The following is an 18,354-nucleotide window of genomic DNA, read 5'->3' on the forward strand; positions in this document are numbered from 1 at the left end:
GGTGACCCCGATCTCCCTCACCCTCGGGTATGTCCCCGGCGGGACGCCCGCGAAGTGGGCCAGGATCTGGTCGGACCGTCACCCCACCATCCCGCTGCAGTTACGCGCCGTCGCCGCGGTCGATGCGGCCGACGCGGTCCGGGCCGGCACCGTCGACGTGGCTGTGCTCCGCTTGCCGGCCGACACGACGGGACTGGCCGTCATCCCGCTGTACGAGGAGACCACGGTGGCCGTGGTGCCGACCGATCACCTTCTCAGTGCCGCTGACGAGATCGTCGCCGCAGACCTGGACGGCGAGCCGACGCTGCTGCCGCGCGATGACGTCCTGGCGTGGGTGGGTGCGCCCGGGACTCCGGTGGAGCACCGGCCCGAAACGACCGAGGACGCAATCGAACTCGTCGCCGCAGGGATGGGTGCGCTCATCGTCCCCCAGTCACTGGCGCGGCTGTATCACCGCAAGGACCTCACCTTCCGCCCGATCACCGATGCACCCACCAGTCCGGTGGTGCTCGCGTTTCCGGAAGGGCCGCAACCGGAATTGGTCGAGGAGTTCATCGGGATCGTGCGGGGGCGCAAGCCCAGTTCGTCGCGGGGGCAGGCCGAGTCGACGCCGAAGCGCTCCGCACGGGAGAAGACCCTCGCCAAACAAGCCGCGCGTGCGGCCGCTGGGAAGGTCGCCCGCAAGCCCGGCCGGACCGAGCGCGGCCGGCGCTGAGGCCTTCCTCGACTGTGGGGGTTACGCCCGCGATTGGGCAGATTTTCGTGCACAAGCACCACAGTCGAGCGGTGAGCCGCCAGCCGTAACGGCTGCGTGACGCTGTTTTACCTGGTCAACACACATGCTTCGAGATACTCGACTGATGACCGCGCTGACGCACGTTCCGGCCACCACCTCCGCAGCCGACCTTGCCGACCACCTGCGCCGCAACGGCTACGTCATCGTGGACAACCTGGTGCCGGATTCCTTGATGGACACCATCAGCGACGAGCTGGCGCCCTACCTCGACGCGACGCCGATGGGCTACAACGCGATGATCGGCCGCAAGACCCGCCGGACCGGTGCGCTCATCGCGCGTTCGCCCGCCTGCCGCACCCTGATTCAGGATCCGACCATTCTCGGTATGTGCAAGGACTTCCTCGGCCACGCGAGTGCCTTCCAGCTGATGCTGACCCAGGTCATCTCGATCGAGCCGGGCGAATCGGACCAGGCGTTGCACCGTGATCAGAATGCCTTCGACTTCTACCCGTTTCCCGACGACTATCACGTGCAGTGCAACACCTTGTGGGCGTTGACCGACTACACCGCCGAGATGGGCGCGACCAGGGTGGTGCCGGGGAGTCAGGTCGGTGACAAGAAGCCGACCGACTATGCCGACGACGAGTGCCTGCAGGCGGAGATGACCCGCGGCTCGGTGCTGCTGTACTCCGGCAAGATCGTGCACAGCGGCGCAGCCAATCGCAGCGAGCAGGTCCGGCGCGCCATCAACGTGAACTACTGCGTCGGCTGGGTCCGCCAGGAAGAGAACCAATTCCTTTCGGTACCACCCGAAATCGCGCGCACACTGGACGACGACCTGCTCAAGCTGATCGGTTATCAAGAGGGTGCGTGGGCCATGGGCTATTTCCGCGATTTCGAAGATCCGCTGCGCGCGATCCGCGGCGACGCCGTCGCCTACGGTTTCGACGCGGCCAAGCTCACCGGCGATGCGGGTGCGGCCTACACCGAGCAACTCACCCATAGCGAGTGACGTCACAATTGAGCCATGGTCGATTGCGACGAAGCCGGTGAGCCGCGCGTTCATCCCGCGCTGCTGGGACGTTTCAGTCCTGTGGCGTTCGATCGGGATGCGGAGCTCGGTGACGCGGACGTCGACGTATTACTCGATGCCGCCAGGCTGACGCCGTCAGCGGGTAACTCCCAGCCCTGGATGTTCGTTGTGGGTCGGCGCGGCGACGCGGTCCACTCCAGGATTACCCGCCACCTGGCACCGAGTTCTCTGCGGTGGGCGGCGGATGCTTCGGTGTTGGTGGTGAACCTGGCGCACCTCTACGTCGACGAAACTGACTGGGAATACTCCGAGTTCGCCCGCTACGACCTCGGGCAGGCTGTGGCGCATATGACGATTCAGGCTCTGAGCATGGGACTCGGTACCCACCAGTTTCGGGCGTTCGACCGCGACGCGATCACCCGGGAGTTCGACGTTCCGTCCTCGTGGGAGGCCACGTCGATGACGGCCATCGGCCGGCCCGGTCGAGTCTCGGATGGTGCGAAGAATTCGGGCACGACTCGCGATCGGCTATCGCGCGCCGAGATTACCTGGGCCAGGGCCTGAAACATCTGTTATGTAGATGGAAGGGATTCACATTCATCGTTGGACTTGATGGATGGCACACGGTCTGATGGAGGGGCATCGTCACGACCCCTGGAGAGGACCCGAAATGCCCACCGTCCGACTGCATCTGACCTCCACACTCGCGCCCGAGGAACTGATGGCGGTGCTCACCGATTTCGGACCCACTCGCCCCACCCGCTGGCCGAGCATCGACGAGGACCACTACACCGTCCACGCGCTGGGCGAAACCTGGGCCGAGGTGACCGAGGGTACCGCCTCCGCGTGGGAACGCGCGCGCTACGACTGGGATTACGCCGCTCGCCGTCTCAGGATCACCACGCACGACTCCAAAGTGTTCGGGCCCGGCGGCGGCTGGCTTTTCCAGCTCGAACCGATAGGCGGCGGCACGGCCGTCGACATCGAGTTGGTCAGGAATCCAACAGGATTGAAGCGCAAACTGCTGGCCGCGCTGCTGCCGGCCGTCGCTCCCGCTGCGCTCAGGAAGTCCTTCGCCGGCCCGCTGCACGCGGAGTAGCGATCAGGCTCGCCGGATCGTGTTTCCGCCAACATGTTTCGCGTCGAACATGGCAACGTCGGCTCGCGCGAGAATGTCATCCAGTAGGCGAACATGATCGGAATCCGGAGCCGCGAACTGCCTGTACGCGACGTCGGTGACGCCAAGGCTCGCCGTCACGGAAGGGGTTTCGCCCGGAGCCGCGATCGCGAGTCTGATGCGCTCCGGCAGCTGGTCGTCCCGGTGCCGGTCGACATGTTGGACGACGACGAATTCCTCGCCGCCGATCCGGGCGACCAGAGCCGACTGGCCGACCGTCTCGCTGATGCGCCGAGCGCAGTGGATCAACACCTTGTCGCCGGTGGGATGCCCGAACTTGTCGTTGATGTCTTTGAACCGGTCCAGATCCACGACGACCACAATCAGGGCGGCCGACGAGGTGCGATTGGCGCTCAGCATGCTCGCGAAGTGCAAATGCAGTCCGCGGCGGTTGAGGAGCCCCGTCAACGGGTCGGTCACCGACTCATTGGCGTCGTTGCGCAAGGTCCAGATGCCGAATTGGATGCCCAGCGGAGTGGCGATCGTGGGTAGTACAGCTCCCAAGACCGTCGCTGTCAGGCTCGTTCTCGAGAGGGAATCCCCGGCGGGGACCTGAGCGGTGAAGGCGGCCGTCGTGGCGAGGATGAGCGCCGAATGCAGGGTGAGTGCTTTCGCCCCGTCGAAGAACATCAGGTAGACCGAGATGAGTGCGAAGCAGTTCAGGGCGAACAGCCCGGTTGGCCAGCTCGAGCCCAGGAGGGCGACCACGGTGATGCCGACGTCAGCGGAGACGATGAATGCCCGTGACACACGCCTGGAAGGCCATGTGCGGCTACACCATACGATGGACCACACTGTTGTCAGCGTTGCGAAGAGCGTGACGGCAACGCGCGATGCGGTCGAATCTTGTCCGATAACCGGTAGCAGAACGGCGATCGATATGAGCGCCATCAGACCGATGCCGGCTCCGATCAGCACGCGGATGGCACTAGCGAGCGATCGCCGCGCAAAGTACTGCACCTGCCCCGGATAGTCGACGGGTTCGTGCCACCACTTGCCCACATCGCGGGTAAATACTTGAAAGCTACGAAATACCCCTACCACGACCCCCCTCCCCGTTTCGGCGTGTCGGTGGCCGATATTTAACGTCAATGCCAATTAGGCTAGCAACGCCCGGCGACCGGGGTGGTACTGCTACCGCTCGTCGCTCCCGCTGCGCTCAAGAAGTCTTTCGCCGGTCCGCTGCACGCCCACCAAGAGGGCCGCCGACGCAACGGCTACCGCGGCGATCAGCGCAGTGGCCGGCCAGCCGAGGTGCTCCACCGCAACCGTGCCGAGGGCCGTACCCAGGCTGCCGCCGATGAAGTAGACGACCATGTAGGCACTGTTAAACCGGGCAGGTGCCAACGGGTCGATGGTTAGCACAGTGCTCTGGCTGGCGACCTGGGCCGCGAACAGGCCGGCGTCGAACAGCGCCAGGCCGACGACCGTGGCCGCGGTGTGGCCCAACGAAAAGGCCAGGGCCCCCGACGCGATGACCGCGACGGTCAGGCCGACGAGAATGACGCGGCGGGCTCCGACGCGGTCTGTCCAGGTGCCCGCGACGCGAGTGGCGGCGATGCCCGATACGCCGGCGACGGCGAACAACCCGATCTGCTCGGCCGAATACGACAGTGGCGGTTGGGCCAGCGCCGCAGCCAGCCCGGACCACACGACGCAGAAGGCGAAGAACCACAACGCACCGCGGCACGCGGCCGAACGCAGCGCTCGCACCTCGACCAAGAGTCGGGGGAGCCCGAGAACGGAGCTCAGATAACTTCCCGTAGCCGTCGCGCCGGCACGGGGAAGTGCCAAGAACGCCGCGAGGGCGACAGCGGTGCACGCGGCCGCCAGGACCAACAGCATCGGTCGCCAACCGAGCGCCTCGGTCAGCCAACCCCCGACGACCCGCCCGGCCAGGATCCCTGCGGCGATACCGGCGGTGACGATGCCCAGGGAGGTGGCCCGACGGTCCACGGTTGCGAAACGTCCAGCGATGGAGCTCAATTGCGCTCCCACCGAGGACCCCGCCCCGACCGCGCCGACGACGAGAGCGAGAGCCCACGGCGTGCTGACCGCCGCGCTCACGGCCAGGGCGAACCCGATCACCACAAACTGCGTGGCGATCACGCGGGCCGGGCGGAACCGGTCGACCAGCGGCACGAGCGTGGCGAGCCCGAGGAGATAACCGATCGGTCCGCACGCGAGTGCGGCACCGACCGCGGCGAAGGACACCTGCAGGGATCCGGCGACATCCGCGATCGCCGGCTGCAGGGGATAGATGCTGGCGGTACCGAGCGCGGCGGCCAGTGCCATGAACCACACGGTGGGCATCGACAGGGATCTGGTGGAGTGCATGCCCTCGACGCTAGGAACGGGCACCGGTGGTGTGCTGGCGGAAATCCGACCCCTACGTGGCTATCCCAGGCCAACCGATCGCATCGCCGTGATCGCCTCGTCCTCATGGATGGGGCCATCGACCGCGATGCCGGCATCGCAGCGGCTGATGAGTTCGGCGCAGCCGATGTCGAACTGGGGGCCGCCGGGCAGTACGGAGGCGAAGGCGGCGGTCGAGGCGGCGAACACGATCCGCCCCACCCCTGCCCACACCAGCGCGGCAGCGCACATGGGACACGGCTCACCGCTGGCATACACGGTGGCACCGGTCAGTGCTGCGGCCCGACCGTCGCTCTGGGCCCGGCGCAGTGCCATCAGCTCGGCGTGTGCGGTGACATCGTTGCGAGAAGTGGCGTCGTTTTCCCCTTCGGCCAGCAGCGATCCGTCGGCGGCGACGATGACCGCACCGAACGGCCGGTTGCCTGCGGTGCCGGCGTGTACGGCGAGTTCGATGGCGCGCCGAATGAACCTGTCGCTCATGCCGTGAGCTCCACCCGGGTGCCGACACCGCGTTCGACGGCCAGATCGACGAGCACCCGCGCCGTGACGAGATCCTGCAACCCGATGCCGACCGAGTTGAACAACGTGATGTCTTCATCGCTGCGGCGCCCCGATCGGGGATCGACGATGACATCGCCGAGTTCGGTCACCACGTCTGCCTCGGTGAGATGCCCCTCCTCGATGGCCAGCAGCACATCACCCGACTTGGTCAGTGCGGTGCTCCTACTGTCCACGATGAGGCGGCCCGCGGCCATACCGGCACCGTCGATCTCCCGGTGATCGGCCCGCGGCGGCGCACCCACGGCGTTCAGGTGCAGACCGGGCCGAAACCACGCTCCTTCGGCGACCGGTTCGCGTGCGGGGGTCAGTGTGCACACCAGGTCGGCTGCGCTGAGCACGTGACGGGGCGATTCGGCATGCACGACGTCGACATCGAGATCGGCTATCCGGGAACGGAATTCGTCGACGGTACTCGAGCTTCTGGACCAGACGAACACCTTCTCGATGGGCCGGATCCGGGTGATGGCACGGGTGTGCTCCACTGCGAGGGTGCCCGCGCCGATCAGGCCGAGGGCGCTGCTACCGGACCTGGCCAGATGCGCGGTGGCCACCGCGCTGGCGGCGGCGGTGCGCACCGCGGTGATGAGCCGACCGTCGAGCACCGCCTCGCATTCACCGGTGTCGGCGGACATCAGCAGAATGGTGGACCGCTGCGTCGGGAGACCGGCGTCCCTGTTGAACGGCATGTCGGACAACATCTTCACCGAACTCGCCCGCTGCCGCATGGCCGTGGCGACCATCGGTAACACCGTGCCGCCCGTGGCCAGTGGCAGGACAGGAGGGGCGGGGTTGCCTGCCGTGCCGGCCGCCAGGTCGGCGTGGGCCCGCTCGACGGCGTCGTAGATCGTCGGACGGTCGATCAACGTGGTGATGTCGGAATGCGTGAGCACCATGGTCATGGTGAAAGAGCCTTTCGGTGAGAGGTGGGTCAGACCCGGCCGACGTAGGGGACCGTCAGCCCGGAGGGTGCCTTGCGGCCGCCGACGAAGCCGCTGATCGCGACCAGGGCGATCACATACGGCAGCATCACCAGCACGGCGTAGGGAATGTGCACGCCCAGCGCGGGCAGTGCGAACTGCATGGCGCGAGCGATCCCGAAGAACAATGCGGCCCAGAGGATTCCGAGGATTCTCCAGCGCCCGGCGATCACCGCGACGACGGCCAGATAACCCATGCCCGCGGTCATGTTCTCGCTGAACGACCGCACCTCGGACAGCGCCAGCTGGGCACCGGCAAGGCCGCCTGCGCTCGCGGCGATGAGCACACCGAGCGTCCGGGTGCGGTTCACCGCCAGGCCGGTCCAGCCGGCCGAGGTGGCGTTCTCGCCGACGGCGTCGACGCGGATACCGGCCATGGTGCGGCCCGAGAAGAGCAGTGCCAGGGCGACGATGACGAGCACACACAGGTAACCGAGCAGTGTCTGCCCGAACAGCGCGGGCCCGATGACGGGCAGCTCACTGAGCACCGGGATATGCAACCCGGTGAAGGCCGGAACATTCTGACCTTTCCCGTCGGCGAGCAGGACGCGGGCGCCGAAGGTGGTGAGGCCGAGGGCAAGAGCGTTCGCCGCGATACCGACCACGATCTGATCGGCGCGAAAGCGGACACTCAGCAGCGCCTGGCCGACCCCGAAGAGGAACCCGGCCAGTGTTCCCGCGATGGCGCCCAGCAGGGCAGATCCGGTGCCGACCGCCGCCAGCACGCTGGCGAAGGCGCCGGTGAGCATCATGCCCTCCATGCTGAGATTCAGGACGCCGGCACGTTCGCTGATCGACTCACCGCTGGCGGCGAGAAGTAGGGGGATGGCGAATGCCACTCCACTGGAAATGATTTCGGTGATCATGGTGACGTTCATGCGGCCACCTTCCTGGGTTGCCGAGCACCGGCGCTGGTCCACCAGGCGGCGCCCGCGATGACGATGATGAGCACGCTCTGGACGACGGTGATGGTCGACGACGGCACTCCCGCGGCGAGTTGCAGGTTGATCCCGCCCGATACCAGGAAGCCGAACAGCAGGGACACCGCCGCGACCGCGATCATCGAGCCGCGGGCCAGCAATCCGACGACCAGACCGGCGAAACCGAAGCCGGAGGAGAATCCGTCGGCCAGGATGAACGGTGCTGTGGTCACCAGGAATCCGCCGGCCAGTCCCGAGAAGGCTCCGGCGGCGGTGAGCCCGAACATGGCTGTCCGGTCCACCGGTACCCCGAGGCGCGCCGATGCTGTCCCCGACAGCCCGACTGCCCGCAGTCGTAGCCCGGCGGCGCTGTGCTGCAGCGTGATTCCGACCGCAGCGATGAGGACCAGTGCGAGCAGGATCGCGATGGTGGCCGGACTCTTGTGCAGGCCGAGCAGCGGCAGGTGCGCCGACGCGGCGAGCGGTTCGGATTGCGGGAGTGTCTCCGAGGACGTCATGGGCTGACGCAGCAGAGCCGGTTCCTGCACCATCAGCACCACCAGGGCGAGGCCGATGAAGTTGAGCAGCAAGGTGGTGATGATCTCGCTGGTACCGCGCCGGACGCGTAACCAGGCGGCGATGCCGGCCCATGCGGCGCCGGCCAGCGAGGCCGCGAGCAACGTCGCGGCCAGGCCGACCCCGGCGGGCAGGCCCGCGGGCAGGCCGACACCGACAGCGGTGGCGGCGATGCCGCCGAGGCAGAGCTGTCCCTCGCCGCCGACATTCACCAGGCCCGCCCGGTAGGCCACCGTGAAACCGGCGGCGACCAGCATGAGCAAAGCGGCGCTGTTCAGGGAGGTGCCGATGGCGAACGGCGAGCCCAGCGTGCCCTCGATGAGGGCGTCGGCGACCTCGGCGGGCCCGGCGCCTGCCGAGGCCGCGAGGGCGAGCCCGGCCGCAGCCGCGACCACCATCGCTCCCATGGCGACCACCAGCGGATGCCGGGCATGCACGCCGAGCGACATCGGTCGTACGCGCAGTGCGGGTCTGAGCGTGATCATGCCTCGACTCCCGTCATGAGTTGCCCGATTTCTTCGGTGGCAGTGCGGGATTGGGGGTCGACGGCGCCGAGTAGCCTGCCGCGGTAGGCCACCACGATGCGATCGGCCACGGCCATCAGTTCGTCGATCTCGCTTGAGGTCACCAGGACCGCGGCCCCGTCGTCGGCTGCGCTCCGAAGCCGGTCGAGGACGAAGGCGACGGCTCCGGCATCGAGGCCGCGGGTGGGCTGGGCGGCGACGACGACGCGAAGTCCGGCGGTGGACAACTCGCGCGCGAGCACCACCTTCTGCTGGTTCCCGCCGGACAGTGCGCCGATCGGGGTATCCGGCCCGGGTGCGCGGATGGAGTACTCGGCGATGGCCGCGGCGGCGTCGGTTCGCATCCGGCTGCGGTTCAACAGACCCCAGCGCCGGTAGCCGGGCAGCCGGGGCAGGGCGATGTTCTCGGCGATCGACAACTCGGCGATCATGCCCTCGGCGTGGCGATCCTCGGGGATGACCGCCAGTCCGGCCCGGGTGCGCCGGGCCGGGCCGGCGGTGGTGAGGTCGGCACCGTCGACGACGACCGTGCCGGTGTGCGGTGACAGCGCACCGGACAGCACGGCGGTCAACTCGGACTGACCGTTGCCCTCGACCCCCGCGATGCCGACGATCTCCCCGGGCGCGACGGTCAGGTCGACCTCGCTGAGGGCGGCGCTGCCGTCGGGCCGGGTCACACTGATGCCGCTGAGTCGCAGCATCTCGGCGTCGAGGGTTGCGGGTCTGTTCCTGGGGATCCGCTTCTGTGCCGGCGGGGCCATGCCGCCGAGCATCAGTTCCAGGAGGTCGGGCAGCGCTACCTCGGAGAGCTTGCCGCCGCCGACAACGGTTCCCGCCCGCAGGACCGTCGCCTCGTCGGCCGCCCGCGCGACCTCACCCAGTTTGTGGGTGATCAGGACGACGGACTTGCCGTCGGCGCTCAACGCGGCACAGGTGGCAATCAAAGCGTCGATCTCGGTGGTGTCCAGCACGGCGGTCGGTTCGTCCAGCAGGATCAGCCGCGGATCGCGCAGCAACGCCTTGACGATCTCCACGCGCTGTCGCGCTCCGACGGTGAGGCTGCCGACGGTGGCCGATGGGTCGACGCGAAGTCCGTAGTCTTCTGCGATGCGGTCGAGATCGGCCGCCAGCCGGCGCCGCGGTGGCCGGAACCCGTCCCTGCCGAGCAGCAGATTGTCGGCCACGGACATGGTGGGGATCAACGAGAAGTGCTGGTGCACCATCGCAACCCCGGCCGACAAGGCATCGGCCGGATTGCTGGGGCGATAGTTGTTGCCGCCCAACATCATGGTGCCGGTGTCGGGGGAGACGGTGCCGTAGATGCTGTTGCACAACGTCGATTTTCCTGCCCCGTTCTCACCGAGGATGCAGTGCACCGAACCCGGTTTGACGGTCATGGTGACGGCATCGAGCGCGCGTACCGACCCGAATGACTTGCCGACTCCGGTCATGGCGAGCATGGCCGTGCGGTCCGGGGCGCTCACTTCAGCGGTGGTGGTCATCGCGCTGCTCAGTACGGCTTGATCGTGCCGGCGACGATCGCCGATTTCGCACCCGAGACGGCTGCGGCGACGGCGGGATCGGTTGAGCAGCTGACGAAGTCGCTGCCACCCTTGTCGGTGGTCACGCCGAACGGGACCTGCGCGGCCTTCCAGCTGCCGTCCAGGGCGGCGGACACCGCGTACTCGATCTCGGTGCCGATGTCGGTGCGCACGAAGCCGGAGTAGACGCCGTCGGAGCACTGTCCCGGGATCGGGCCGCCGTGCATTGTGTTGCCGGACTCCTTGGCTGCCTGCTCGATACCCTGCTTGCCGAGGTTGACGATCTGGCCGAGCACATCGGCACCGCCGGCGTAGGCGGTTCCGGCCGCTTGCTTGGCTTTGGCGGGATCGTTGAAGTCGCCGACGTACTGCGGGGTCAGCACGGTGACGTCGGGGCGGGTGAAACGTGCGCCGTTGCCGAACGCGTTGGCCGCGTTGACGATCGCGGGAAGTTCGACGCCGCCGATGAATCCGACCTTGCCCGACTTGGATGCCGCGGCGGCAGCGGCGCCGGAGAGGAATTCGGCCTCGGCCTGCTGGGGGTCGTAGTAGGCGAGGTTGGGCATCGGTTCGGCGTCCGAGGGTCCGCCGATCTCGACGAATTTGACGTCGGGAAATTGCGGAGCGACCTTACGGACATCGGCGTCGGTCTGGCCGCCCACCGAGATCACCAGGTCGTTCTTCGCGGCGAAGCGCTGCAGGGCCTGCTGATAGTCCGCCGCGGCGACCTGCTCGACGTAGCTGGCGTCGACGCGGTCGCCGTGGGTGGACTGGACGCGCTGGAAGCCCTGATATCCGGACTGCATGAAGCCGGTGTCGTTGACCGAGCCCGGTAGGAACACGCCGACCGAGAGCGCGCCGTCGCGGCCGGCGCTTCCCTCGGAGGAACCACAGGCGCTGGTGCCGAGCGCGAAGGTGGTGACGGCTGCCAGGGCAAGGGCCCTGCTGAAAGAGGGGACTTTCATGGCGATCTCCTGCGGTCGATGGCTACCACTTAGCGGTATACCGTTATGCAGAAGCTTCGGCTGTGGTGATTTCGGTCCCGTTAACCGGATGTAAGAGTCGAGTTAATGGTATACCGCTAAATGTGAGTGGGTTAGGCTCGGCAGATCCACACCGAAAGGGGTGACCATGACATCTGTAGCGCAGGACAGCCGGAAGTCGTTGCGCGAACACGCTTATGACGTGCTTCGGGCGCGCATCGTCGGATTGGAACTGACGCCGGGCACCCGGTTGGTCGAGCGGGATCTCGCCGAGGAACTCAACGTGTCCCGGATCCCGTTGCGGGAGGCCATGCAGCGCCTCCGGCAGGACGGGCTCGTCGTCGTGGTGCCCCGGCAGGGGGCGATCGTGTCGCCGTTCACCGTTGCCGACGTACGGGATCTGTTCGACGTACGCGAGAGCCTCGAGGTGCTAGCGGCACGACTGGCAGCGGAACGGGCGGACGCACAAGGGTTGGATCAGCTTGCGGCCCAACTCGATACCGCACGGAGTGCGACCGAGCGCCACGACAAACCGGCAATCGCGGCTGCGAACGCCACCTTTCACACGATCATCGTCGACCTTGCCGACAATGCCCTGCTGGAATCCTTACTCCGCCCGCTGGAGGCGCGCGTGCAGTGGCTCTTTCATCTCACCAAGGATCGCGACGCCGCCGTGCAGTGCCAGGAACACGAGGAGTTGCTCGAGGCGATCGCCGCGCACGACCCAGATCGGGCCGCGGCGTCGGCTTTCCACCATGTGCACTCCGGGCGCGCCCACAGCCTGGCCATGGCGGCTCGGTGGTCCAGCGCGACCATCGATCCGGTGGAACTGACCAAGAGCAGGCGCCGCGGCGGCGCGTAGCGAAACGCGACCCGGGCGAGCCCGCTCCCCGAACAGATCCGTCAGACCTTGTGGTGCGCGGGCCCCTGCGCCTTCTTGTACAGCGACTTGAGCATCCGCTCCCGGAACGCGGCGTTGTCGACCAGCTTGATGCCGGCGTCGGCCAGCTTCGGGTAGCCGATGAGCTTGTGCATATAACGTCCCCGGCGATACTCACGACCCCACGCGGCTTCCATCCGCTGCGCGTAGTTGGTGAAGTCGTCGGGGCCACCGTTCTGCAGCGCCGCGATGGCACATTCGCCCGCGGCCAAACCGGATTCGAGTGCCTTGGAGATGCCCGCACCGGACGCCGGCTTGCCGGCCCCCAGCGAATCGCCGGTGAACAGCACCCCGGGGCGCCACGGCGGCCAGGCGGTGAAGCCCATCGGCAGGCGCCACGCGCGCACGCTCTTGTTCTTCTTGAGGTCCTCGATCGGCGGCAGGTCCCACTCGTGCGGCAGCGAACGCAGGAACTCGCCGAGGAACTGGGTGGCGTTGATGGACTGCCAGTTCTTGTAGCTGTTGACGTAACCCAGTCCGATGTTGAAGACGCCGTTGCCCATCGGGAACACCCAGCCGTAGCCGGGCAATTGGTCACCCTGGAACAGCAGCTTCAGGTAGATGTCCATGCTGTCGCCGTCGGGACGGTTGGCGTGCATCTCGGAGCGGATGGCGATCGCCGAATAGCCGTTGTACTCCGAATCGAGCTTGAGGGCCCGCTTGATGGGGGAGTAGGCACCGTCGGCCGCGATAACGGCGTCGCCGAGCACCTTCTCGCCGCTCTTGAGCACGACGCCGACGACCCGACCGTTGGCATCGAATTCGGGACCGGCCACCTCGGCACCCTGGCGCACCTCGGCGCCCGCCGACTCGGCGTGCTTGAGCAGCTTGAGGTCGAGGTCGGTGCGGCTGGCCGTATGCCCATGGTTGGGCATCCCGGGCCGGCGCGGAAAGGACAGCTCCCAGGCGCTCGGGCTGTACACGGTGACCTTGTTGATCCGGTGGTACTGGGCCACCTCGTCGGCCAAGCCCATTTTCTGCAAGTAGCTGACCGCACGCGCGGTCAGTCCGTCACCGCAGGGTTTGTCCCGGGGAAAATCCGCCTTGTCCAAGACGATCACCCGTGCGCCCGTCTGCGCGGCCTGCCAGGCAGCCGCCGATCCAGAAGGGCCCCCACCCGCGATGACCAGGTCATATCTGGCCGTCATTGTTCCGCCCCATTCAAAGTCCTTGTGTCCGTTCGATGCTACCGAAGTTATTCGTAGCTGATCATTCGGTGGATGGCGACCGGTGCGGTCAGAGCAGGTCAGAGACCACCAGCCCGGTACAGTAGGCGGGTGCGCAGACCATCTCTTCCCGCCATTCCGCTGCCCGGTGGGCAACCCGGAGTGAAGGTCGACGCGCGCAGCGAGCGGTGGCGTGAGCACCGCAAGAAGGTGCGCGCGGAGATCATCGACGCGGCGTTCCGGGCCATCGACCGGCTCGGCCCCAACGTCAGCGTCCGCGAGATCGCCGAGGAAGCCGGCACCGCCAAGCCGAAGATCTACCGGCACTTCACCGACAAGTCCGACATGTTCGCGCAGATCGGCGAGCGCATGCGCGACATGTTGTGGGCCGCCGTCATCCCGTCGATCGACATCGAGAAGGACACCGCCCGCCAGATCATCGGCCGGGCCGTGCAGCACTACGTCGAGCTCGTCGACCAGCATCCGAACGTGGTGCGGTTCCTGCTGCAGGGCCGGTTCGCCGACCAGTCGTCGGCGGCGATGAGCACCGTCAACCGCGGGCGCGACATCACCCTGGCCATCGCCGAGATGGTCAGCGGCGAACTCGAGGACATGCATCTGGACCCGGCGGTGTTCGAACTGGCCGCCTTCGCACTGTTCGGTACCGCCGCGGCGGCCACCGACTGGTGGCTGGGCGCCGACGAGGACGGCACCCGCCGCATGCCTATGGATCAGTTCGTCGCCCATATGACGACGATCATGATGGGCGCGGTGAACGGCACCGGGGAACTGGTCGGCGTCGTCATCGACCCCGACCAGCCGATCAGCAGTGCCGTCAAGCTCCAGCAGATCGACCTGCGGGCCTGACCTGTTGCGGGTATCTGGTACCGCCGTTCCCAGGTAAGGTCGTCAGTATGTCCGCCATCACCACCCGCGCACTGATCATCGGGTCCGGATTCTCCGGGCTGGGTATGGGCATCGCCCTCAAGCGCCAAGGCGTGGATTTCCTGATCCTGGAGAAGGCCGCCGAGATCGGCGGCACCTGGCGGGACAACACGTACCCGGGCTGCGCCTGCGACATCCCGTCGCACATGTACTCGTTCTCCTTCGAGCCGAAACCGGACTGGACCCACATGTGGTCGTTCCAGCCGGAGATCTTCGACTACCTCAAGGGCGTCACCGACAAGCACGGGCTGCGCCGCAACATCCGGTTCGACACGTACGTGGACCGCGCGCACTGGGACGAGAGCGACTCACGCTGGCACGTGTTCGACAAGACGGGGCAGGAGTTCATCGCGCAGTTCCTGGTGTCTGGTGCCGGCGGCCTGCACATCCCCTCGGTCCCCGAGGTGGAGGGCGCCGACACGTTCACCGGCGCGGTGTTCCACTCCGCGCAGTGGGACCACGGGGTGGACATCTCCGGTAAGCGGGTCGCGGTGATCGGCACGGGCGCCAGCGCCATCCAGATCGTGCCGGCGATCATCGACGAGGTGGCCGGACTGGATCTGTACCAGCGCACCCCGGCCTGGGTGATGCCCCGGCCCAATAACGCCTTCCCGCAATGGATCCGGCGGCTGTTCACCTATGTCCCCGGCGCCCGTGCGCTGATGCGGGCCGGTATCTACTGGATCCACGAGGGCGTCGGGTTCGCGATGACGCAGCAGCCCCGGCTGCTCAAGATCGGCGAGCTGCTGGGCAAGTGGAACATCAACCGCAGCATCAAAGACCCGGTGCTGCGCCGCAAGCTCACGCCGAGCTACACGGCGGGCTGTAAGCGAATCCTGAACTCCGACACCTACTACCGGGCCATCGCGAACCCGAAGGCCGACGTCGTCACCGAGGGCATCGCCCGGATGACGCCGACGGGCATCGTCACCCGCGACGGCGTCGAGCACCCCACCGACGTGGTGGTGTGGGCCACCGGCTTCCACGTGACCGACTCCTACACGTACGTCGACATCAAGGGTGCCGGCGGCGAAGACCTGGTGGACCGCTGGAACAAGGAGGGTATGGCCGCGCACCGCGGTATCGCGGTGGCCGGCATGCCGAACCTGTTCTTCCTGCTGGGGCCGAACACGGCCCTCGGGCACAACTCCGTGGTGTTCATGATCGAGTCGCAGATCCGCTACGTCGCGCAGGCGATCGCCGCCGCCGACGCGGCCGGGGCCACGGCGCTGTCCCCGACCCGGCGGGCCCAGGACGATTTCAACGCCCAGTTGCAGCACGATCTGGCCGACACGGTGTTCAGTACCGGAGGTTGCCAGAGCTGGTACATGGACTCCCATGGCGTGAATCGCACCCTGTGGAGTGGGATGACCTGGCAATACTGGCTGGCGACGCGGCAGTTTCAACCCGCCGAATACGAGTTCAGCAGTTAGATGACGCCGACACGCGAACACAAGTTGTTGTGTTGCGCCGCGGTGTCGTACCCCAGTTGTAGTGTCGTGGCAGCAACTCACCACGTTTCGAATTGGGGTCCAAGGTGTCCGATGGAATGAAGCTGATCGACCGTGTCTCGGCCATCAACTGGAACCGGCTCCAGGACGACAAAGACGCGGAGGTGTGGGACCGGCTGACCGGCAATTTCTGGTTGCCGGAGAAGGTGCCGGTGTCCAATGACATCCCGTCCTGGGGCACCCTGACCGCCGCCGAGAAGCAGCTCACCATGCGGGTGTTCACCGGCCTGACCCTGCTGGACACCATTCAGGGCACCGTCGGCGCCGTCAGCCTCATCCCCGACGCGCTGACCCCGCACGAGGAAGCCGTCTACACCAACATCGCATTCATGGAGTCGGTGCACGCGAAGAGCTACAGCAACATCTTCTCCACGCTGTGCTCCACGACCGAGATCGACGAGGCGTTCCGCTGGTCGGAGGAGAACCCGAATCTGCAGCGCAAGGCGCAGATCGTGATGGACTTCTACAAGGGCGACAACCCGCTCAAGCGCAAGGTGGCCTCCACGCTGCTGGAGAGCTTCCTGTTCTACTCGGGCTTCTACCTGCCGATGTACTGGTCCAGCCGGGCCAAGCTGACCAACACCGCCGACATGATCCGGCTGATCATCCGCGACGAGGCCGTGCACGGCTACTACATCGGCTACAAGTTCCAGAAGGGCCTTGCCCTGGTCGACGAGGCGACCAGACAGGAGCTCAAGGACTACACCTACGAGCTGCTCTTCGAGCTGTACGACAACGAGGTGGAGTACACCCAGGACCTCTACGACGCCGTCGGACTGAGCGAGGACGTCAAGAAGTTCCTGCGCTACAACGCCAACAAGGCACTGATGAACCTCGGGTACGAGGCGTTGTTCCCCAAGGACGAGACCGACGTCAACCCGGCCATCCTGTCCGCGCTGAGCCCCAACGCCGACGAGAACCACGACTTCTTCTCCGGCTCAGGGTCCAGCTATGTGATCGGTAAGGCCGTCGTCACCGAAGACGAGGACTGGGACTTCTAGCTGTTCCTGCTCATCGACGGCTGTGTCTGCGTCCCTCTTGATTCGAGATACCCAGTCCGATGCCCAGCGCCGCGAGCGCGACGATGGCCGCCACCACACCGGGGCCGGCCCAGCCCAGGCTGAGCGCCGCGATGCAGACCACCACGGGAGCGGTGAACAGTAGGGCGAACACGAACCCGGCGAACGGTCCGTTGACAGACGACTTGTGGTCCATGTCTGAGGGTTACCCGTCCGGCGCCCGAGTCACACCGGTCAGGCGGCCGCGGGCATCGGGGCGCCCGTGGGTCGACGTGACGCGGCGTTGCCCTTGTCGATCTTGTTGATCAGGTTGCGCGTGGCCTTCTCCAGGATCGCCTGCGCTGCAACAGGATCTGCGGTCTTCGCGGCGCGGCGGGCGGCCGCGGCGATGGTCAGGCCCTGTTCGTACCCGGCGACCACCCGCGGATCCACATACGAACTACGCGCCACGGCGGGGGTGTTCCCGAGCTCGGCGGACACCTCCTTCATGACGGCGGACTCCACCCGTTTCACCGCACTCTTGGACGCCGGGGGATCGGCGTCGACGAACGCGGCTGCGGCCAGCACCGTTCCGTGCCAGGTACGCAAATCCTTCACGCTGTAGTCGGCCCCGACCAGTTCCTTGAACCGCGCGTTGAGGTCGTCGGCGTGGATATCGGTCCAGCCCGACGCCGCCCGGCACGCGAGCAGCCGCTCGGTACCGCTGCCGCGGCGGAGCAACGCCTTCACGGCGCGGGCCACCTGCGGGTCCTCCATCTCCAGCTGTCGTTGCACTCCACTCTTGGCCGGGTAGTCGAACGACACCGCACTGCCACTGACCCGGACGTGCGAGCACAACAGTGTGGCCAGACCGTAGGACTCGTTCTCCTCCGCATACTGCTCACCGCCCGCCCGGAAATACCCCCTGTCCAGAAGATGCAGTGCCAGAGCGAGCACCCGCGCGCGACTCAGACCTTTGCCGCGGAGGTCCTCGGCGACATGAGCCCGCCAGTCGGGCAGTCGGGTGGACATCTCCAGCACCCGGTCGAACTTCTCCTCGGCCCGCTCCTGCTGCCACTGCACGTGATAGAGGTACTGGCGCCGACCGGCCACGTCGGTACCCACCGCTTGGATGTGTCCCTGCGGGAACGGGCTGATCCACACCTTTTTCCACGCGGGCGGTATCACCAGGTCCGTGATCCGCGCGACGGTGGAGTCGTCACTCAGCGCGGCCCCGTCGGGCCCGTAGTAGGCGAACCCCTTCCCGCGCCGCTTCCGCGTGATCCCGGGAGTCGTCAGCGCACTTCGCCGCAATCGCATGGTTTCTCCCTCACCAGGTGTTTTGTGCCGTCGGTAGTACCCCCGGATGGCGGTGACTACACCTGGCGGG

19 protein-coding genes are annotated in these 18,354 nt (G+C 66.8%); 8 read left to right on the forward strand and 11 right to left on the reverse strand.

Annotated features, from left to right (window positions below; all coding sequences use genetic code 11):
• Position 1 precedes the first annotated feature (1 nt).
• The 4 genes from AC1DY7_RS18305 to AC1DY7_RS18320 all read left to right on the forward strand — a co-directional run bounded on the left by AC1DY7_RS18305 (position 2) and on the right by AC1DY7_RS18320 (position 2,868).
• Entirely contained in the window at positions 2 to 715 is a 714-nt protein-coding gene (locus tag AC1DY7_RS18305; protein ID WP_477495122.1) for a LysR family substrate-binding domain-containing protein, read from the forward strand.
• Between the two features lie 145 nt (positions 716 to 860).
• On the forward strand, positions 861 to 1,748 hold the full coding sequence (locus tag AC1DY7_RS18310; protein ID WP_477495123.1) for a phytanoyl-CoA dioxygenase family protein: 888 nt from the start codon (positions 861 to 863) through the stop codon (positions 1,746 to 1,748).
• A gap of 15 nt (positions 1,749 to 1,763) precedes the next feature.
• A complete protein-coding gene (locus AC1DY7_RS18315) occupies positions 1,764 to 2,333 on the forward strand; it encodes a nitroreductase family protein (RefSeq protein WP_477495124.1) in 570 nt (189 codons plus the stop codon).
• Between the two features lie 106 nt (positions 2,334 to 2,439).
• Complete coding sequence (locus AC1DY7_RS18320; RefSeq protein WP_477495125.1) at positions 2,440 to 2,868, forward strand: hypothetical protein; 429 nt, start codon at positions 2,440 to 2,442, stop codon at positions 2,866 to 2,868.
• Positions 2,869 to 2,871: 3 nt separating this feature from the next.
• On the opposite strand, the gene AC1DY7_RS18325 is transcribed toward AC1DY7_RS18320, so the two are convergent.
• The 8 genes from AC1DY7_RS18325 to AC1DY7_RS18360 all read right to left on the reverse strand — a co-directional run bounded on the left by AC1DY7_RS18325 (position 2,872) and on the right by AC1DY7_RS18360 (position 11,386).
• Positions 2,872 to 3,948: a GGDEF domain-containing protein gene (locus AC1DY7_RS18325; protein WP_477495126.1), complete on the reverse strand. Its 1,077-nt coding sequence runs from the start codon at positions 3,946 to 3,948 to the stop codon at positions 2,872 to 2,874.
• A gap of 132 nt (positions 3,949 to 4,080) precedes the next feature.
• Positions 4,081 to 5,283 carry an MFS transporter gene (locus tag AC1DY7_RS18330; RefSeq protein ID WP_477495127.1) on the reverse strand — a complete coding sequence of 401 codons (1,203 nt, stop codon included), beginning with the start codon at positions 5,281 to 5,283 and terminating at the stop codon, positions 4,081 to 4,083.
• Positions 5,284 to 5,343: 60 nt separating this feature from the next.
• Positions 5,344 to 5,802: a nucleoside deaminase gene (locus tag AC1DY7_RS18335; RefSeq protein ID WP_477495128.1), complete on the reverse strand. Its 459-nt coding sequence runs from the start codon at positions 5,800 to 5,802 to the stop codon at positions 5,344 to 5,346.
• Positions 5,799 to 6,782 carry an ornithine cyclodeaminase family protein gene (locus tag AC1DY7_RS18340; protein WP_477495129.1) on the reverse strand — a complete coding sequence of 328 codons (984 nt, stop codon included), beginning with the start codon at positions 6,780 to 6,782 and terminating at the stop codon, positions 5,799 to 5,801. Before AC1DY7_RS18340 ends, AC1DY7_RS18335 begins: the two co-directional genes overlap by 4 nt.
• Before the next feature lie 29 nt (positions 6,783 to 6,811).
• Positions 6,812 to 7,738 (reverse strand): ABC transporter permease, encoded by a 927-nt coding sequence (locus AC1DY7_RS18345; RefSeq protein WP_477495130.1) that lies wholly within the window; start codon positions 7,736 to 7,738, stop codon positions 6,812 to 6,814.
• Entirely contained in the window at positions 7,735 to 8,805 is a 1,071-nt protein-coding gene (locus tag AC1DY7_RS18350) for an ABC transporter permease (protein WP_477495267.1), read from the reverse strand. Before AC1DY7_RS18350 ends, AC1DY7_RS18345 begins: the two co-directional genes overlap by 4 nt.
• A 32-nt stretch (positions 8,806 to 8,837) precedes the next feature.
• The gene (locus AC1DY7_RS18355) at positions 8,838 to 10,382 is read right to left on the reverse strand and encodes an ABC transporter ATP-binding protein (protein WP_477495131.1); all 1,545 of its coding nucleotides are present in this window, start codon (positions 10,380 to 10,382) and stop codon (positions 8,838 to 8,840) included.
• 8 nt (positions 10,383 to 10,390) lie between these two features.
• A complete protein-coding gene (locus AC1DY7_RS18360; RefSeq protein WP_477495132.1) occupies positions 10,391 to 11,386 on the reverse strand; it encodes a BMP family ABC transporter substrate-binding protein in 996 nt (331 codons plus the stop codon).
• Positions 11,387 to 11,552: 166 nt separating this feature from the next.
• On the opposite strand from AC1DY7_RS18360, the gene AC1DY7_RS18365 reads away from it, so the two are divergent.
• Positions 11,553 to 12,266, forward strand: coding sequence for a GntR family transcriptional regulator (locus tag AC1DY7_RS18365; protein WP_477495133.1), 714 nt, complete (start codon positions 11,553 to 11,555; stop codon positions 12,264 to 12,266).
• 41 nt (positions 12,267 to 12,307) lie between these two features.
• On the opposite strand, the gene AC1DY7_RS18370 is transcribed toward AC1DY7_RS18365, so the two are convergent.
• Entirely contained in the window at positions 12,308 to 13,492 is a 1,185-nt protein-coding gene (locus AC1DY7_RS18370) for a geranylgeranyl reductase family protein (RefSeq protein ID WP_477495134.1), read from the reverse strand.
• Positions 13,493 to 13,621: 129 nt separating this feature from the next.
• Here AC1DY7_RS18370 and AC1DY7_RS18375 point away from each other — a divergent pair, with 129 nt between their 5' ends.
• From AC1DY7_RS18375 to nrdF, 3 genes are all read left to right on the forward strand, one after another.
• Positions 13,622 to 14,377, forward strand: a complete 756-nt coding sequence (locus AC1DY7_RS18375; protein WP_477495135.1) for a TetR/AcrR family transcriptional regulator — start codon at positions 13,622 to 13,624, stop codon at positions 14,375 to 14,377.
• A 47-nt stretch (positions 14,378 to 14,424) separates the two neighbouring features.
• Entirely contained in the window at positions 14,425 to 15,888 is a 1,464-nt protein-coding gene (locus tag AC1DY7_RS18380; RefSeq protein ID WP_477495136.1) for a flavin-containing monooxygenase, read from the forward strand.
• Between the two features lie 116 nt (positions 15,889 to 16,004).
• Entirely contained in the window at positions 16,005 to 16,967 is a 963-nt protein-coding gene (gene nrdF, locus AC1DY7_RS18385; RefSeq protein ID WP_477495137.1) for a class 1b ribonucleoside-diphosphate reductase subunit beta, read from the forward strand.
• Between the two features lie 10 nt (positions 16,968 to 16,977).
• Here the strand turns inward: nrdF and AC1DY7_RS18390 are convergent, their stop codons facing one another.
• Both AC1DY7_RS18390 and AC1DY7_RS18395 read right to left on the reverse strand, forming a co-directional pair.
• Positions 16,978 to 17,181, reverse strand: a complete 204-nt coding sequence (locus AC1DY7_RS18390) for a LapA family protein (protein WP_477495138.1) — start codon at positions 17,179 to 17,181, stop codon at positions 16,978 to 16,980.
• A gap of 38 nt (positions 17,182 to 17,219) precedes the next feature.
• Positions 17,220 to 18,284, reverse strand: coding sequence for a DNA topoisomerase IB (locus AC1DY7_RS18395; RefSeq protein WP_477495139.1), 1,065 nt, complete (start codon positions 18,282 to 18,284; stop codon positions 17,220 to 17,222).
• Between the last annotated feature and the right edge of the window lie 70 nt (positions 18,285 to 18,354).

This window comes from Mycobacterium sp. P2_H7 (genome assembly GCF_056403275.1).

Coding starts and splice junctions, on each gene's coding strand:
- AC1DY7_RS18310 (WP_477495123.1), top strand. CDS start 861: ATGACCGCGCTGACGCACGTTCCGGCCACCACCTCCGCAGCCGACCTT.
- AC1DY7_RS18315 (WP_477495124.1), top strand. CDS start 1,764: ATGGTCGATTGCGACGAAGCCGGTGAGCCGCGCGTTCATCCCGCGCTG.
- AC1DY7_RS18320 (WP_477495125.1), top strand. CDS start 2,440: ATGCCCACCGTCCGACTGCATCTGACCTCCACACTCGCGCCCGAGGAA.
- AC1DY7_RS18330 (WP_477495127.1), bottom strand. CDS start 5,283: ATGCACTCCACCAGATCCCTGTCGATGCCCACCGTGTGGTTCATGGCA.
- AC1DY7_RS18335 (WP_477495128.1), bottom strand. CDS start 5,802: ATGAGCGACAGGTTCATTCGGCGCGCCATCGAACTCGCCGTACACGCC.
- AC1DY7_RS18340 (WP_477495129.1), bottom strand. CDS start 6,782: ATGACCATGGTGCTCACGCATTCCGACATCACCACGTTGATCGACCGT.
- AC1DY7_RS18345 (WP_477495130.1), bottom strand. CDS start 7,738: ATGAACGTCACCATGATCACCGAAATCATTTCCAGTGGAGTGGCATTC.
- AC1DY7_RS18350 (WP_477495267.1), bottom strand. CDS start 8,805: ATGTCGCTCGGCGTGCATGCCCGGCATCCGCTGGTGGTCGCCATGGGA.
- AC1DY7_RS18355 (WP_477495131.1), bottom strand. CDS start 10,382: ATGACCACCACCGCTGAAGTGAGCGCCCCGGACCGCACGGCCATGCTC.
- AC1DY7_RS18360 (WP_477495132.1), bottom strand. CDS start 11,386: ATGAAAGTCCCCTCTTTCAGCAGGGCCCTTGCCCTGGCAGCCGTCACC.
- AC1DY7_RS18365 (WP_477495133.1), top strand. CDS start 11,553: ATGACATCTGTAGCGCAGGACAGCCGGAAGTCGTTGCGCGAACACGCT.
- AC1DY7_RS18370 (WP_477495134.1), bottom strand. CDS start 13,492: ATGACGGCCAGATATGACCTGGTCATCGCGGGTGGGGGCCCTTCTGGA.
- AC1DY7_RS18380 (WP_477495136.1), top strand. CDS start 14,425: ATGTCCGCCATCACCACCCGCGCACTGATCATCGGGTCCGGATTCTCC.
- nrdF (WP_477495137.1), top strand. CDS start 16,005: ATGAAGCTGATCGACCGTGTCTCGGCCATCAACTGGAACCGGCTCCAG.
- AC1DY7_RS18390 (WP_477495138.1), bottom strand. CDS start 17,181: ATGGACCACAAGTCGTCTGTCAACGGACCGTTCGCCGGGTTCGTGTTC.
- AC1DY7_RS18395 (WP_477495139.1), bottom strand. CDS start 18,284: ATGCGATTGCGGCGAAGTGCGCTGACGACTCCCGGGATCACGCGGAAG.